Below are 16,318 nucleotides of genomic sequence, written 5' to 3'. Positions count from 1 at the left end.
GCCGCGCCCCTCATCCGCGCCGGCGCCGCACCCGGTCGAGCAGTGGCCGCAGGTCCGGCAGGTCGAGCAGGGCGCAGACGATCAGAAAGACTACAAGCGACGCGCCACCGGACAGCATGCCCTGTCCGGCCAGACCCATGATGCCGGGGTCCCCGGACACCACCGCGCGCCCCGCCTCGATGCCCGCGACCGCACCCGCCGGCGCCGCGACGGAGGCCGCCAGCGCCGCCCGGAACATCCCGGACAGGGCCGGACCGCCCACCCGGGCACGGACCGCCACGGCCAGCAGCACCGCCATCACGAGCATGCCGATCGAGTTGGCCGCGCCCAGCGCCGCGGCGCGCGCGCTGTCGGGCAGTGTGTGCGAAAGCACGAGCGCCGCGCCGAGCGCGACCGCCCAGCCGCCGGACACGCCCAGCGCGGCGAGCCGGTTCGCGCCGACCGCGTACAGCGTGCGCTGGTGCAGCGCGGCCAGGCCGTAGCCGAGCAGGCCCGGCGTGAAGGCGATCACAGCCGTGGCCAGCGCGCGGCTGCGGGCCGGGTCGCCGTCGGTGAACGTCAGCAGGGCCGCCGCCGGAGCCGCCACGGCCGCCAGGCCCGCCGCGCCGAGCCCGCTGAGCAGCAGCACCGCCCGGCCGGTGCGGGCCGTGGTGCGCTGCAGGGTGCCGGTGTCGGCGGTGGCGTGCGCGGTCGCGATCGCCGGGTAGGCCGCCGTCGCCGCCGGCACCGCCAGCACCGCCCAGGGCAGCAGGTAGACCGTCTGGGCGAGGTTGTAGACCGCGTTGGTGGCCGGGCCGGTGTCCGAGGCCAGCCGGATCGTCACCAGCAGCGCCACCTGCTGCGCGACGACCGTGGCCATACCGGCCGCGGCCAGCCCGCCGATGCGCCGCCGCTGCCCCGGGTCGACCGTGAACGTCGGCCGCAGGCCCAGCCGCAGCCGGCTCACCGGGATCACCAGGCACAGCGAGAGCACCACCACGCCCAGCGTGGTGCCGACCGACAGGATCGCCAGCTCGCCGCCGGACACCGTCTCCGGCGCGGGCCACCTGCCCGCCCGCGCGGCGAACAGCACGTACGCGCCGATCACGGTGAGGCTGGACAGCAGCGGGGCGAGCACCGGCCAGGCGAAGCGCCGGTGCGCGTGCAGCACGCCGGTGAGCACGATGCCGATGCCGTACAGCGGCAGCTGCGGCGCGAACACCCGCAGCATGGAGGTGCCCGCCTCGTGCAGGACCGGGGAGTTCTCCGGCTGGAGCAGCGACATCACCGTGCCCGCGCCGAACCACAGCAGCACCGCCAGCGGCACCAGCGCGGCCAGGGTCCAGGTGAGCAGCGCGGAGACGGTGCGGCGCACCTGGTCGCGGTCCCCGGCGGCCAGCGGCCCGGCCAGCAGCGGCACCACCAGTCCGGCCAGCGCGCCGCCCGCGACGATCTCGAAGACGATGTTCGGGATGGTGTTGGCGGCCAGATAGACGCCGCCGAGGTCGTCGACGCCGACCGTCTGCGAGAAGACCAGGGTGCGGGCGAAGCCCGCGAGCCGGCTGAGCACCGTCAGCCCGGCGATCAGCGTCGCGGCACCGGCGATCCGCGCCGCAGCGGGGCCGCGCGGCGCGACCCTGTCGTCAGCGGTCACGGTCATTTCTGGGTACGGCGCGGGGCCCGTGCTCGCGGCTGCGGCTTGGCAGCGGTCTCCCCGGCCGGCGCGGCGGCTTCGGCGTCGGTGGCGTGGTCGACCTCAGCAGCGCCCGGCCCGTGGCCGCCACCGGCCTCAGCGGCCTGCCGGAATGCCTTGCGTGCGGCAGCGCGCCGCGGCGTCGCGGTCTGCTCCCCCGCCACCGGCACCTCCGGAGTGCTCGGCCCGTCGCCCGGCGTCGGACTGGAAGCCGTCGGCGGGGAGTCCACCGCCGGGCCTGTCACCGGCGCGGCAACCTGCGGCGGAGTGCTCGTCTGGTTCGTCGTGGGTGCGGCGGCCTGCGGCTGGGTGCCTCCTGCGCGATCGGTCAGCGCCGCCAGCGGGGTTCCGGCCGCCGGGCCTGGCTGCGGTTTCGTCGTGGCCCCTGCCTGCGGCGCGGGATCGTCGGCGGCTGTGCGCGACTGCGGGAGCTGCTGCTTGGGGGCCGGGAGGCGGCCCCAGGCGTCGATCTCGCGCAGCACGGGGGTGCGCTCGATGACCTTGGTGAAGCTGACCTTCTCGCTGGCGAGGGTGAGCGCGCCGAGGCCGGTGAGCAGCGCGGCGCGGCCGAGCAGGCCGGTGCGGGCGGTGGCGGCCACGCCGAGCAGCGCGCCGAGCGCGTTGGCGCCCGAGTCGCCGAGCATGATCTCCTCGCCGAGGTCGTCGGGCAGCAGCCCGGCGCTCGCACCGACCGGCCCGGCGGCCAGGCCGCCCGCGCGGGTGGCGGTCAGCGGCGCGCCGACCAGCAGACCCGCCTTGAGCGCCCGGCCGGGGCGCAGGTCGAGCAGGTTGTACAGGTTCGCGCTGCCCGCGATGACCCCGGCGCCCAGCGCCACCTCGACGGCCCGCCCGAGCCTGCCGCGGCCGCGCCGGTCCGGCAGCAGCGCCGCCGCCGCCAGGGCGCCCGCGCCCACTCCGGCGATCTTCACGAGGCCACTGGTGACGCGGCCCTCGCGCAGCGCCCGCAGGTGCCCGCGGAAGCCCTTGTCGCCTCTCTGATCGGGGCGCGCGCCGACGATGTCGTCGTACAGGCCGACCGCGCCGCCGGACAGCCCGGCGGCGAGCGCGGCCGTGGCGGTGCGCGCGTCACCGGCGCCGAGGGCGCTGCTCAGGCTCGCCGAGACGGCCAGCGCGGGGCCTCCGGCCAGGGTGACCGTGCGGCCGCGGAAGTTCGTGCGCTCCAGTTGCGCCGCCTCGGGGCGGGTGCGCGCCGTACGCAGTGCGGCCCGGGCGCCGTAAGCGCCCAGGCCGATCAGTGCTACTCGGGCGAGTAAGCCCACCTCAGCTCACTTCTGCTGCTGCGGGAGCAGCGCGCTGGCGTTGGTGCCGACGCCGTAGTGGCCGGCCTTGTTGTCCGAGAACTGCTCGTGCAGCGCGAGCGCCGCGGCGACCTGGCCCTGCACCGTCTCGGCGTTGTCCACGGTCGAGATGGTCTTGGCGAGCGTGGCGTCGTCGCGTACCTCGATCATGAGGTTGCCCTCGCCGCCCAGCACGCCGCCGACGATCGCGACCCCGGCGTGGTCGAACTGCACGGCGGTCGTCTTGACGGCGGCGTTCTTGCCCGCGGCCTGGCTGTCGGTGTACGGCGAGCCGGAGACGATGACCACGGCCTCGGCCGGGCCCGACACGGTGCCGGCGACGGTCAGGTAGCCGAGCTTGCTGTACGCCGCGAGCACCGCCGACCGGTCCGCCGCGGGAACGGCGGGGGTCCGGTCGAGCAGCACGGCGGCCAGCAGCGCGCTCGACGACTCGACGCCCTCGCTGTTGAGCGGGATGGCGGTGGTGGGCACGCTGGCCGGCTCGGCCTTGTTCTCCAGGTCCAGCAGCTCGACGCTGTTGTCCGGGTTGAAGAACTTGTCGGTCAGCTCGACGGTGCCGACGGTCTTGGCGCCCGCGGTCTTCAGCATGGCCTCCAGGCCGTCCACCTGGTCGCGGCCCGACGGCAGCACCAGCAGCAGCAGGCGGCGGTTGGTGAGCTTGCCGTTCAGCATGATCGGCGCGGCCTCGGTGACGAACTGCTCCTCACGGTTGGCCTGGTCGCGCAGGCCGGTCACCTGGTCGCGCAGCTGCGAGTTGTTCTTGCGCAGCGCGTTGACGTTGTCCTCGAGGGCGTCGGCCGCCGGGCCGTTGAGCGCCGCGGTGCCGACGACCAGCCCGATGGCCAGGGCCAGGAACACCGCCGTCATGGACACCACGTGGTACCTAAAGTTGATCACGTCAGAGCCTCTTGATCGTCCGGGGTCCCTAGAACAGCCGCTGCAGGTGGAACATCACGTCGTCCCACCACTCCGCGGCCAGCGACAGGTAAGCCTTGCCCACGGTGGACACGGCGACGGCCGCCGCCATCGCCGCGATGGCGGACAATACCAGCAAAAGCAGCGAGGAACCTGAAATGCTCTGCCGGTACAGCCGGCTGACCCCCTTGGCGTCGACCAGCTTGCCCCCCACCCGCAGCCGGGTGAGGAACGTCGAAGCCATGCCCCCGCGGCCCTTGTCCAGGAACTCCACCAGCGTGGCGTGGGTGCCGACCGCCACGATCAGGGTGGCCCCCTTCTCGTCGGCCAGCAGCATCGCGATGTCCTCGCTGGTCGCCGCGGCCGGGAAGGTGATCCCGGAGACACCGAGCTGGTGCACCCGGTCCAGGCCGGGCGCCCGGCCGTCCGGATAGGCGTGCACGACCACCTCGGCGCCGCAGCGCAGCACGTCGTCGGTGACCGAGTCCATGTCCCCGATGATCATGTCGGGGGTGTATCCGGCCTCGACCAGCGCGTCCGCACCGCCGTCCACACCGATCAGGACCGGCTTGAACTCGCGGATGTACGGCCGCAGCACGTCCAGGTCGGCCTTGTAGTCGTAGCCGCGCACCACGATCAGGCAGTGCCGCCCGGCGATCTGCGTCTTGATCTCGGGCACGCCGACGCCGTCGAGCAGCAGCTCGCGCTCCTGCTTCAGGTACTCCATGGTGTTCGCCGCGAACGCCTCCAGCTGCACCGACAGGCCCTCGCGGGCGTCGAGCATGGCCTTGGCGATGCTGTCGGCGTCCTGGCGCACCCCGTGCCCGACCGGCTCGCCGCGCACGTACACGGTGTTGCCCTCGATGCGGACGGTGTCACCCTCGCGGATCTGCTGGAAGACGCCCTCACCCAGGTCGTCGAGCAGCGTTATGCCCGCCTCGACCAGCACCTGGGGGCCCAGGTTCGGGTAGCGGCCGGAGATGGAGGGCTTGGCGTTCAGCACCGCCGCCACGCCCACGGCCACCAGCGAGTCGGCGGCCACCCGGTCGATGTCGACGTGGTCGATCACGGCGATCTCGCCGGGACGCAGCCGACCGACCAGCCGCTTGGTGCGGCGATCGAGCCGAGCGGTGCCGGTCAGGATCCCGGGTTCGGCGGGCCGGGTCCGGCGCAAGGTGGGAAGACGCATCGCAGCCATCCTGGCATGTCAGTCCGGTATTGGCGCGTACCGACACCCATGATCGACCCATCCGGGCCGAATTGTGATGTCCGAAACCTCGCCGACCCCATCGTGACATCCGTCCGCCTCTGCCGCCGACCGGCACGCCCGTCCTAGCTGCCCATATCGGGCAAACCATGCCGATTCTGCGCGCGTGGAGGCCCGGCGGTGACCTACCTCATGCTCGCCCTCGCCACCCGCCGGGATGCCGAGCCGCGCCGGGTTCCGCCGCATCGAGGAGAGATCACTGCTTGATGTCGCGATGTGCGGTCCCACCACAGGTTCCGACACGAACCCGCGATCTTCCCGGATGCAACCCGACCGCCGCGGGGGCATGATCGCGATCTCGTGTCGGAAGGTGTGGCTCAGCCGCACTTTGTGACACGAGATCGCGATCATCGCGGGTCGCGGGTCGCGGGTGGCCGGATGTCGGCAGATCGCGGGCGTGGCGGGGACCCGGCCGCCGCGGCCCGTGCGGTCTGGAGCGCGAAGGGCGCCCGGCCGCCGGTGTGGCGGTGGGTGCCCTTCGCGGTCGGGCGGGTCAGGCGGCGTTGGAGCGCTCGCGGGCGGCGACCGCCAGCAGCTCTTCCGCGTGGGCGATGCCCAGGTCGGAGTCGGGCAGGCCGGCGAGCATGCGGGCCAGTTCACGGGAGCGCTCGGTCTCCTCGACGACGCGCACCCCGCTGGTCGTGATCGCACCGCCCGTGTCCTTCGCCACCACCAGGTGCCGGTCGGCGAACGCGGCGACCTGCGGCAGGTGCGTGACGACCAGGACCTGGTGGTTGCGGGCCAGCCGGGCCAGGCGCCGGCCGATCTCGACCGCGGCGGTGCCGCCGACGCCCGAGTCGACCTCGTCGAAGACGAGCGTGGGCGGGCCGCCCGCACCGGCGAAGACCACCTCGATGGCGAGCATCACCCGGGACAGCTCGCCGCCGGAGGCGCCCTTCTGCAGCGGCAGGGCGGGCGCGCCGGGGTGGGCCAGCAGGCGCAGCTCGATGTCGTCGGCGCCGTCGGCGGTCACCCCGGACTCGACGCCGCCGACGGGCAGGCTGATGTCACCGGCCGGGCGGGGCAGCACCATGATCTGGATGCGGGCGTGCGGCATGGCGAGGCCGGCCAGTTCCACGGTGACCTTGTCGGCGAACCGGCCCGCCGCCTCCACCCGCGCCTCGCGCACCCTGGCGGCCAGCTCGGCGACCTCGCCGGCGAGCCGGTGCATCTCCCGCTCCAGCTCCTCCAGCAGCTCGTCGGAGCTGTCCAGGGCGCCGAGGCGGGTGCGGGCGTTGTCGGCCCAGGCGATGACGCCGTCGATGTCGTCGGCGTACTTGCGGGTCAGCGAGCGCAGCGCGGCACGCCGCTCGTAGATGAACTGCAGCCGGGCCGGGTCGGCGTCGAGGCTGGCGAGGTACGTCGAGAGCTCGACGGAGACGTCGCCGAGCAGCGACGCGGCCTCCTCCAGCCGCGCGGCGAACTCGCCGAGCTTCGCGTCCACCCCGGACTGCGACTCCAGGGTGCGCCGGGCGGTGCCGACGAGGCTGGTCGCGTCCTCGCTGTCGGTCTCCCCGCCGCCGGCCACGGCCTGGTGCGCGATGTGCGCCGCCGTACGCAGGCCCTCGGCGTGCTCCAATCGCTGGGCCTCGGCACGCAGCTCGTCGTCCTCGCCGGGCTGCGGGTCGACCCTGGTGATCTCGTCGAGGCCCAGCCGCAGCAGGTCCGCCTCCTGGGCGCGGGTGCGCGCGTTGCGGCGGCGGTCGGCCAGGTCGTCGGCGACCGCGCGCCAGCGGGTGAACAGCTCCCGGAACTCGACGAGCAGCTTCTCGTGCTCGGGACCGGCGAACCGGTCCAGGGAACCGCGCTGCTCGGCCGGGCGCAGCAGCCGCAGCTGGTCGGACTGGCCGTGCACGGCCAGCACCAGCTCGCCGACCTCGCCCAGCAGCGACACCGGCACGGTCCGCCCGCCCACGTGCGCCTTGGAGCGGCCCTCGATGGTGACGGTGCGGCTCATCAGCAGGCTGCCGTCGACGTCGGACTCGGCACCCGCGTCGGCGACCCGGGTGGCCACCGCGCTGGCGGCGTTGCCCGTCAGGCGCAGCCTGCCTTCGACCGTGGCCCGGCCCGGTTCGGCCCGGACCCGCCCGGCGTCGGCCCGGCCGCCGAACAGCAGGCCGAGTCCGGTGACGACCATGGTCTTGCCGGCACCGGTCTCACCGGTGATGACGTTCATGCCGCGGGTCAGCGGGAGGGTGGTGTCCTCGATCACGCCGAGGCCGGTGATGCGCAACTCTTCCAGCACAACAGGTGACAGTAGCCCGCCCCTCCGACAGTGTCACGCCGGGCCGTGCGTTTGTACCGCTCAGTGACCAGGGTGGCGCGGTCCGTGCCCCCGCCAGCCCTCCACCGGCAGCCCGAACTTCGCCACCAGCCGGTCGGTGAAGGGCCGCGGCCGCAGCCGCGCCACCCGCACCGGCAGCTCGCCGCGCCGCATGGTGACCTGCGCACCGGGCGCCAGGCTGTACACCCGCCGGCCGTCGCAGCTCATCACCGCGTGCTCGGTGTACGGGTCGATGGTCACCTGGATGACGGAGTCCGGCGCGGTCACCAGCGGCCGGCTGAACAGCGCGTGCGCGCTGATCGGCACCAGCAGCAGCGCCTCCACCCGCGGCCACACCACGGGCCCGCCCGCCGAGAAGGCGTACGCCGTCGAGCCGGTCGGGGTGGCGCACACCACGCCGTCGCAGCCGTAGCGCGACAGCGGACGCCCGTCCACGTCGACCAGCAGCTCGAGCATGCGCTCGCGGTTGCCCTTCTCCACGGTGACCTCGTTGAGCGCCCACGACTCGGCGATCACCTCCCCGGCCAGCTCGGCGGTGACGTCGATGGTGAGCCGCTCCTCGACGCTGTAGTCGCGGGCGACCACGTCGCGTACCGCCTGGTCCAGGTCTGCGATCTCGGCCTCGGCCAGGAACCCGACCCGGCCCAGGTTGATGCCGAGCAGCGGCGCGCCCTCGGGGCGGGCCAGCTCGGCGGCGCGCAGCAGGGTGCCGTCGCCGCCGAGGGCGAACACGATCTCGGCCCCCTGCGCCGCGCAGGCGCCCGAGATCGGGGTGACCCCGGACAGGTCCAGGTCCTCGGCCTCCTCGGCGACCACGCGCACGGTGAAGCCCGCGGCGATCAGGTCCCGCGCCACGGTGCGGGCATGGTCGGTGGAGTCCTTCCGGCCGGTATGGGTGACCAGCAGCGCCACGCGCTCCAATTCAGTCCTCCGGGTCAGGTGCGTTCGGCACCCCAGCCTCCACCACGGCGCGGATGTCCGCCACCGCGGGGGCGGGTGCGTCACGCCGGAACCAGACGAAGAACTCCACATTGCCTGACGGGCCTGGCAGCGGGCTGGCCGTCACCCCGGCCGTGCCCAGGCCGAGCGCGGTCGCCGCGGTGGCGACGTCGAGCACGGCCTCGGCCCGCAGTGCCGGATCGCGCACCACGCCGCCCGCGCCGACCCGCTCCTTACCGACCTCGAACTGCGGCTTCACCATCAGCACGAGGTCGCCGTCGGTGCACGCGGCCAGCGCGGGCAGCACCAGCCGCAGCGAGATGAACGACAGGTCGGCCACGGTGAGTTCCACCACGCCGCCGATGACCTCGGGGGTGAGCGTGCGCACGTTCGTGCGCTCGTGCACCTTCACCCGCTCGTCGGTGCGCAGTGACCAGGCGAGCTGGCCGTAGCCGACGTCGACGGCGACCACCTCGGCCGCCCCGCTGCGCAGCAGCACGTCGGTGAAGCCGCCGGTGGACGCGCCCGCGTCCAGGCAGCGCCGCCCGGCCACGGCCAGCCCGTGCGGCGTGAACGCGGCCAGCGCCCCGGCGAGCTTGTGCCCGCCCCGGGACACGTAGTCGTCGCCGGTGGACTCGCCGGTGACGCGTACCGCGTCGGCCGGGTCGACCATGGCCGCGGCCTTGTGCGCCACGGTGCCCCTGACCTCGACCCGGCCCGCGGCGATCAGCTCACCGGCCTGCTCCCGCGACCGGGCCAGCCCGCGCCGGACCAGCTCCGCGTCCAGCCGGACACGTCGTGCCATGGGTGTTACGCCTCGATCGCGGCGAGGACTTCCCGCAGCGTCCGGTGCGCCGCCTCGTACGCCGCGAGCTGCTCGGCCAGCGGCAGGTCGGCGGCGTTGGCCACCCCCCGTACGGCGGCGTCCACGGCGTGATGGCCGGTCGGGCCGGGCATCAGAGTCGCCGGGGTCGGCATCGGACGGGGCGCGGGCACCGCCGGGGAGAACGACAGCGGCAGCTGCGGTGAGCTCATGCCGTGGCCGCCTTACCGGCCGGAGCCTTCTTGACGGCCTTCTTCGCCACAGCCTTCTTCGCGGCCACCGGCACCTCGTCGGACGCGGCCCGCGGCCCGGCGGCCGGCACGGTCTTCTTGGCGACGACCTTCGCGGCCTTCTTCGGCGGGGCGGGCTTCGGCGCCGGCTTCGCGGCCTCCGCCTTCTTCGCGGCGGGCTTGGGCAGCTCGCGGGGGCGCTCGACGACCTCGGGCCGCTCGGCGACCCCACCCCGCGGTGGCACCCGCACGGCGGGCGGCGTGACCTTGCCCGCGACGGCCTTCTTCGCCACCGGGCTCGCGTTGTCCTCCTCGGCAGCCTCCGCCGACGGCGCGGCGGCCGTGGCACTGCCGTCGGCGGAACCGCTGCCGTCGGCCGAGGCCGCACGCGCCGCCGCGACCGCGGCGTCGATCCTCGCCTCGCGGAGCTCGCCCTCCAGGTCCTCGATCCGGGCGGTCAGCGTGGCGACCTCCTCGGCGGTGGCCAGGCCGACCCGGCCCAGCGCACGGTCCAGCTCCAGCCGCACGATCCGCGCGACCGCCTCCCGGTTCTGCAGGCCGGTGCTGACCAGCTCCTCTGCCATGACCTGCAGCTGCGTCGCGGTCGCGCCGCTCTTGCCCAGCAGCCCCTTGGCCGCCTTCTTGACGGTCTTCTCCGCCTTCTTCTTCGACGCCTCGGTCAGCCCGAGGGCCAGCTCGAGGTACGCCTTCACCACGTCCTGCTTCGGCTCGCCCGACTTCTGCGCCACGGCGGTCACCACCTCTCCCGACGACTGCTCCCCAGCACGGGCCGCGTCCACGCGGTCCATACCGTCCCGCCGACCAACGCTACAGGGCCGGGACCGCCGGAGCAGCGAAGAGCCCCCCGAGATCCGCCGACACGTACGTGGGGCGCAGCTGCCCGCCCGCCGCGGCGGCCTCGACCGCCGTCGACACGCCGGTCAGCACCAGCAGACTGTCCATTCCGGCTCGGTGCGCGCCGGCGATGTCGGTGTCCAGCCGGTCGCCGACGACCAGCACCCGGCGCGCCGACGCCTGGCCCGCCGCGGTGGCGAACAGGCCCGGCTCGGGCTTGCCGACCACCACGTCCGGCTCCCGCTCCAGCGCCGTGGCCAGCAGCGCCACCAGGGACCCGTTGCCGGGCAACGGCCCGCGCAGGGTCGGCAGGGTCTTGTCCGTGTTCGTCGCGACCCACCAGGCGCCCGCGCGGATCGCCACGCACGCCTCGGCCAGCTGCTTCCAGCCCAGGTCCGGCCCGAAACCCTGCACCACGGCGCGCGGGTTGTCGTCGGCGCTGTCGACCGGCCGCAGGCCCACATCGGCGACCTCGCTGCGCAGCGCGGGCGCGCCCAGCACCAGCACCGGCGCGCCCGGCTCCAGCCGCTGCGCCAGCAGCGCCGCCGCCGCCCCCGCCGAGGTGAGCACCTCGTGCGGCTGGGCTGCGATGCCCATACCGCGCAGCAGGGCGGCGACCTCGGCGGCGCGGCGCGACGCGTTGTTGGTCGCGAAGCGCACCGGTTTGCCCTCTTCCCTCAGGCGGGCCAACGCATCGACCGCCCCGGGAATGGGGCGGTCGATGAGGTACAGCACGCCGTCGAGATCGAAGATGACCAGGTCATAGTTCTCGACGAGCTCGGTCACTTGTCCGTGTCGGCCTTCCGCTCGGCGTCGGCCGCCGGGGCGGCCGGCTTCTCGCCCTGCTCGTCGAAGTCCTCGAGGTCGTCCTCGTCGTCGTCGGTGGCGTCGCCGTCATAGCCCTCGCCGCCGTCGAGGTCGTCGTCCTCGTCGTCCTCGTCGTCGTAGTCCTCGTCATCGTCCTCGTCGTCGAGGTCGTCTTCGTCGTCCTCGGCGCGGTCGTCGTCCTCGTCGTCCTCGGACCGGTCCTCGGCACGGCGGGCGGCCGGGGCACGGTCGTCGTCCTCGTCGGACTCGTCCTCGATCTCGACGCCGTCCATCTCCAGCAGGCGCTCGGCCGCGTCGGTCACCGCGTCCGTGTCGGCCGCGGCGGCCTTGGCGAACCACTCCCGCGCCTCCTCGGTCCGGCCGGACTTCAGCAGCGCGTCCGCGTACGCGTAACGCAGCCGCGGCGACCAGTCCTCGGTGGACTCGACGGTCAGCTCGCGCACCTGCAGCATGGCCGCGGCGGCCTCGTGCTGGCCCAGGTCACCGCGCGCACCGGCGGCGACGATGAGCAGCTCCAGCGCCTCGGGCTGGCTGAGCTTCTCCCGCTCGGCGCCGCGGAACAGGTCGATCGCCTTCTCCGGCCGGCCCAGCGCCCGCTCGCAGTCGGCCAGCACCGCCAGGTGCGTCTGCCGCCCGGTCATCCGGTGGTACGTGCGGATCTCGGCGATCGCGCTCGCCCAGTCGCCCGCCTGGTAGGAGGCCAGGCCGACCGCTTCGCGTACCACCGCGATGCGGGAGGCCAGCCGGCGCGCCGCCAGGGCGTGCTCCAGCGCCTTCTCCGGGTCCTCGTCGATCAGCTGCCCGGTCGCGACCAGGTGCCGGGCGACCGTGTCGGCCACCGGCTTGGCCAGCGACAGCAGCTCGGCGCGCACCTCGCTGTCGAGGTCGGATGCGCTGATCTCGTCGGAGAGCTCCGGACCGGGACGGCCCGCGCTCTCGGCGGCCTCGCCGCCGGCGCGCTCCTCGCGGTCACCGCGGAAGCCGCCCTCACGACGGTCGCCACCACGGAAACCGGCGCGGTCACCGCGCTCGTCCCCGCCACGGAAACCACCCTCACGGCGCTCGCCGTAGGCCGGCCGGTCGCCACCGGAGCGGAACCCGCCCTCACGACGGTCCCCGCCGCCGAAGCGCTCCCGGTCACCACCGGAGCGGAAGCCACCCTCACGACGGTCGCCATAAGCGGGACGGTCGCCGCCGGAGCGGAAACCGCCCTCACGACGGTCGCCCCCGCCGAAGCGCTCCCGGTCACCACCGGAGCGGAAGCCACCCTCACGACGGTCGCCGTAGCCGGGACGGTCGCCGCCGGAGCGGAAACCGCCCTCACGACGGTCCCCACCGCTGGAGCGGTCACGGTCGCCGCCGGAGCGGAAACCGCCCTCGCGACGCTCGCCGTAGCCCGGCCGGTCGCCGCCGGAACGGAAGCCACCCTCGCGACGGTCCCCGCCGCCGTACCCGGGACGGTCGCCGCCGGAACGGTACCCGCCCTCACGACGGTCCCCACCGCTGGAGCGGTCACGGTCACCACCGGAGCGGAAACCGCCCTCACGGCGCTCACCGTAGCCCGGCCGGTCGCCACCGGAACGGAAGCCGCCCTCACGGCGGTCACCGCCGCCGGGACGGTCGCCGCCGGAGCGGAAGCCACCCTCACGGCGCTCGCCGCCGCCGGAGCGGAAGCCGCCCTCGCGACGGTCGCCATAAGCGGGACGGTCACCGCCCGAGCGGTACCCGCCCTCACGACGGTCACCACCGCTGGAGCGGTCACGGTCGCCACCCGAACGGAAGCCACCCTCGCGACGCTCGCCATAGCCCGGCCGGTCGCCACCGGAACGGAAGCCACCCTCGCGACGGTCCCCGCCGCCGTACCCGGGACGGTCGCCGCCGGAACGGAAGCCGCCCTCACGGCGCTCGCCGTACGACGGCCGGTCGCCGCCCGAGCGGAACCCGCCCTCACGACGGTCGCCACCGCCGTACCCGGGACGGTCGCCGCCGGAACGGAAGCCGCCCTCGCGACGGTCGCCGTAAGCCGGCCGGTCGCCGCGGGAGCCGCTGTCCCGGCCGCCGTATCCGGGGCGGTCGCCGCCCCGCGAGTAGCCGCCCTCACGGCGGTCGCCGTAGGAGGGCCGGTCGCCACCGGAGCGGAAGCCGCCCTCACGGCGGTCGCCACCGCCCTCGCGGTTGCCGCGGAACCCGCCGCGGTCGCCTTCGTCGCGGCGGAACCCGCCGCGCTCGCCCGTGCCGCGCGGACGGTCGTACCCGCCGTCGTAGCCCCTGGCCCGGTCGCCGTCACGGCGGAAACCTTCACGCTTGCCGTGGGAGCGGTCGTAGCCGCCCTTCTCGGAGCGCGGCCCGCCACCGCCCCGGCCGGCTTCGCCGGACGAGTCGCGTCCGGGCTTGTCGTTCGAACTCGCGTTCACGGGTACATCCTTCCTGATGCCGCGGCAAATGGCGGCACAACGCACACGAGGGCCTACCCCTGGCGGGGAGGCCCTCGTGTGGAACGTTTGTCCGGCGGTGTCCTACTCTCCCACAACGTCCCCGTTGCAGTACCATCGGCGCTGGAGGGCTTAGCTTCCGGGTTCGGAATGTTACCGGGCGTTTCCCCTCCGCCATGACCGCCGTAACTCTATCAACATGTCAACCCGCGCCGATACGGCGTGCGTGGTTGCGTGTCGTGATGTGCATGGTGGACGCGAGACATCTTGCAGGACTCTCATATGTTGTCAGGTAAGTCCTCGGCCTATTAGTACCAGTCGACTGAACACATTACTGTGCTTACATCTCTGGCCTATCAACCCGGTGGTCTAGCCGGGGGCCTTACCTGGTTTCCCAGTGGGAGACCTCATCTTGAAGCGAGCTTCCCGCTTAGATGCTTTCAGCGGTTATCCCTTCCGAACGTAGCCAACCAGCCATGCACCTGGCGGTACAACTGGCACACCAGAGGTTCGTCCGTCCCGGTCCTCTCGTACTAGGGACAGCCCTTCTCAAGTCTCCTGCGCGCACGGCGGATAGGGACCGAACTGTCTCACGACGTTCTAAACCCAGCTCGCGTACCGCTTTAATGGGCGAACAGCCCAACCCTTGGGACCTACTCCAGCCCCAGGATGCGACGAGCCGACATCGAGGTGCCAAACCATCCCGTCGATATGGACTCTTGGGGAAGATCAGCCTGTTATCCCCGGGGTACCTTTTATCCGTTGAGCGACACCGCTTCCACATGCCAGTGCCGGATCACTAGTCCCGACTTTCGTCCCTGCTCGACCTGTCAGTCTCACAGTCAAGCTCCCTTGTGCACTTACACTCAACACCTGATTGCCAACCAGGCTGAGGGAACCTTTGGGCGCCTCCGTTACCCTTTAGGAGGCAACCGCCCCAGTTAAACTACCCACCAGACACTGTCCCTGAACCGGATCACGGTCCGAGGTTAGATACCCAGATCAACCAGAGTGGTATTTCAACGTTGACTCCACCCTAACTGGCGTTAGGGGCTCATAGTCTCCCACCTATCCTACACAAGCTGAACCGGATACCAATGTCAAGCTATAGTGAAGGTCCCGGGGTCTTTCCGTCCTGCCGCGCGTAACGAGCATCTTTACTCGTACTGCAATTTCGCCGGGCCTGTGGTTGAGACAGTGGGGAAGTCGTTACGCCATTCGTGCAGGTCGGAACTTACCCGACAAGGAATTTCGCTACCTTAGGATGGTTATAGTTACCACCGCCGTTTACTGGCGCTTAAGTTCTCCGCTTCACCCTTACGGGCTGACAGGTCCCCTTAACGTTCCAGCACCGGGCAGGCGTCAGTCCATATACAGCGTCTTACGACTTCGCATGGACCTGTGTTTTTAGTAAACAGTCGCTTCCCCCTGCTCTCTGCGACCCCACCCAGCTCCAGCCGCGAAGGCCTTCACCAGACGAGGCCCCCCTTCTCCCTAAGTTACGGGGGCAATTTGCCGAGTTCCTTAACCACAGTTCGCCCGATCGCCTCGGTATTCTCTACCTGACCACCTGTGTCGGTTTCGGGTACGGGCCGCGCACAGCTCGCTAGAGGCTTTTCTCGGCAGCATAGGATCATCGACTTCACCTGATACGGCTCGGCATCACGTCTCAGCCTTGATGCGGCGCGGATTTGCCTACGCCACGGCCTACACGCTTACCCCAGGACAACCACCGCCTGGGCTCGACTACCTTCCTGCGTCACCCCATCGCTCAACTACTACCAGCCAAGATCCCAACACTCGCACCGCCGGCCCGAAGGCCCTTGGTGTCCGTGGAGGTTAGTACAGCCAGGTTCATCGCGGGCGCTGCTTTGCGGGTACGGGAATATCAACCCGTTGTCCATCGACTACGCCTCTCGGCCTCGCCTTAGGTCCCGACTCACCCAGAGCAGATTAGCTTGACTCTGGAACCCTTGGTCATCCGGCGGCAGGGTTTCTCACCCTGCATTCGCTACTCATGCCTGCATTCTCACTCGTGTGGCGTCCACGGCTAGATCACTCTGCCGCTTCACCCGCCACACGACGCTCCCCTACCCACCCACACACCTGGACCGGTTTGACCCGGCCTGGTCATCGTGTGAGTGCCACAGCTTCGGCGGTGTGCTTGAGCCCCGCTACATTGTCGGCGCGGAACCACTTGACCAGTGAGCTATTACGCACTCTTTCAAGGGTGGCTGCTTCTAAGCCAACCTCCTGGTTGTCTATGCGATCCCACATCCTTTTCCACTTAGCACACGCTTAGGGGCCTTAGCTGGTGATCTGGGCTGTTTCCCTCTCGACTACGAAGCTTATCCCCCGCAGTCTCACTGCCACGCTCTCACTTACCGGCATTCGGAGTTTAGCTGACTTCGGTAAGCTTGTGGGCCCCCTAGGCCATCCAGTAGCTCTACCTCCGGCAAGAAACACGTGACGCTGCACCTAAATGCATTTCGGGGAGAACCAGCTATCACGGAGTTTGATTGGCCTTTCACCCCTAACCACAGGTCATCCCCCAACTTTTCAACGTTGGTGGGTTCGGCCCTCCACGACGTCTTACCGTCGCTTCAGCCTGCCCATGGCTAGATCACCCCGCTTCGGGTCTAGAGCATGCGACTGAACGCCCTGTTCAGACTCGCTTTCGCTACGGCTTCCCCACACGGGTTAACCTCGCCACATGCCACTAACTCGCAGGCTCATTCTTCAAAAGGCACGCCG

Annotated in this window: 9 protein-coding genes, 2 rRNA genes and 2 pseudogenes (1 of these 13 only partly in view); all 13 read right to left on the bottom strand. The window is 71.8% G+C overall.

Annotated elements, in window-relative coordinates:
- Positions 1-10 precede the first annotated feature (10 nt).
- Positions 11-1,633, bottom strand: coding sequence for a murein biosynthesis integral membrane protein MurJ (murJ, locus tag CS0771_RS18835; RefSeq protein ID WP_244870875.1), 1,623 nt, complete (start codon positions 1,631-1,633; stop codon positions 11-13).
- A gap of 491 nt (positions 1,634-2,124) precedes the next feature.
- Positions 2,125-2,952, bottom strand: a pseudogene (locus CS0771_RS18830) (hypothetical protein); the annotation flags it as partial.
- 6 nt (positions 2,953-2,958) lie between these two features.
- Positions 2,959-3,888: a copper transporter gene (locus CS0771_RS18825; RefSeq protein WP_212842196.1), complete on the bottom strand. Its 930-nt coding sequence runs from the start codon at positions 3,886-3,888 to the stop codon at positions 2,959-2,961.
- Positions 3,889-3,916: 28 nt separating this feature from the next.
- The gene (gene steA, locus CS0771_RS18820) at positions 3,917-5,095 is read right to left on the bottom strand and encodes a putative cytokinetic ring protein SteA (RefSeq protein WP_212842195.1); all 1,179 of its coding nucleotides are present in this window, start codon (positions 5,093-5,095) and stop codon (positions 3,917-3,919) included.
- 571 nt (positions 5,096-5,666) lie between these two features.
- The gene (gene recN / locus CS0771_RS18815) at positions 5,667-7,418 is read right to left on the bottom strand and encodes a DNA repair protein RecN (protein ID WP_212842194.1); all 1,752 of its coding nucleotides are present in this window, start codon (positions 7,416-7,418) and stop codon (positions 5,667-5,669) included.
- Between the two features lie 60 nt (positions 7,419-7,478).
- On the bottom strand, positions 7,479-8,378 hold the full coding sequence (locus tag CS0771_RS18810; protein ID WP_244870874.1) for an NAD kinase: 900 nt from the start codon (positions 8,376-8,378) through the stop codon (positions 7,479-7,481).
- A 1-nt stretch (position 8,379) separates the two neighbouring features.
- A complete protein-coding gene (locus CS0771_RS18805) occupies positions 8,380-9,201 on the bottom strand; it encodes a TlyA family RNA methyltransferase (protein ID WP_212842192.1) in 822 nt (273 codons plus the stop codon).
- Positions 9,202-9,206: 5 nt separating this feature from the next.
- Entirely contained in the window at positions 9,207-9,431 is a 225-nt protein-coding gene (locus CS0771_RS18800; RefSeq protein ID WP_203754775.1) for a hypothetical protein, read from the bottom strand.
- On the bottom strand, positions 9,428-10,258 hold the full coding sequence (locus tag CS0771_RS18795; protein ID WP_212842191.1) for a hypothetical protein: 831 nt from the start codon (positions 10,256-10,258) through the stop codon (positions 9,428-9,430). The genes CS0771_RS18800 and CS0771_RS18795 overlap by 4 nt, the downstream gene beginning before the upstream one ends.
- 31 nt (positions 10,259-10,289) lie before the next feature.
- Positions 10,290-11,090: pseudogene (locus CS0771_RS18790) on the bottom strand (HAD-IIA family hydrolase); the annotation flags it as partial.
- Positions 11,087-11,992, bottom strand: a complete 906-nt coding sequence (locus CS0771_RS18785) for a tetratricopeptide repeat protein (RefSeq protein WP_244871380.1) — start codon at positions 11,990-11,992, stop codon at positions 11,087-11,089. The gene CS0771_RS18785 and the pseudogene CS0771_RS18790, both read right to left, overlap by 4 nt.
- Before the next feature lie 1,643 nt (positions 11,993-13,635).
- Positions 13,636-13,752, bottom strand: a 5S ribosomal RNA gene (rrf, locus tag CS0771_RS18780).
- Between the two features lie 100 nt (positions 13,753-13,852).
- Positions 13,853-16,318: ribosomal RNA gene (locus CS0771_RS18775) — 23S ribosomal RNA — on the bottom strand (it continues 647 nt past the right edge of the window).

Source organism: Catellatospora sp. IY07-71, from assembly GCF_018326265.1.
Lineage (GTDB): Bacteria > Actinomycetota > Actinomycetes > Mycobacteriales > Micromonosporaceae > Catellatospora.
Note: the sequence above shows the minus strand (reverse complement) of the source record. Positions and strands in the feature narration are given on the sequence as shown.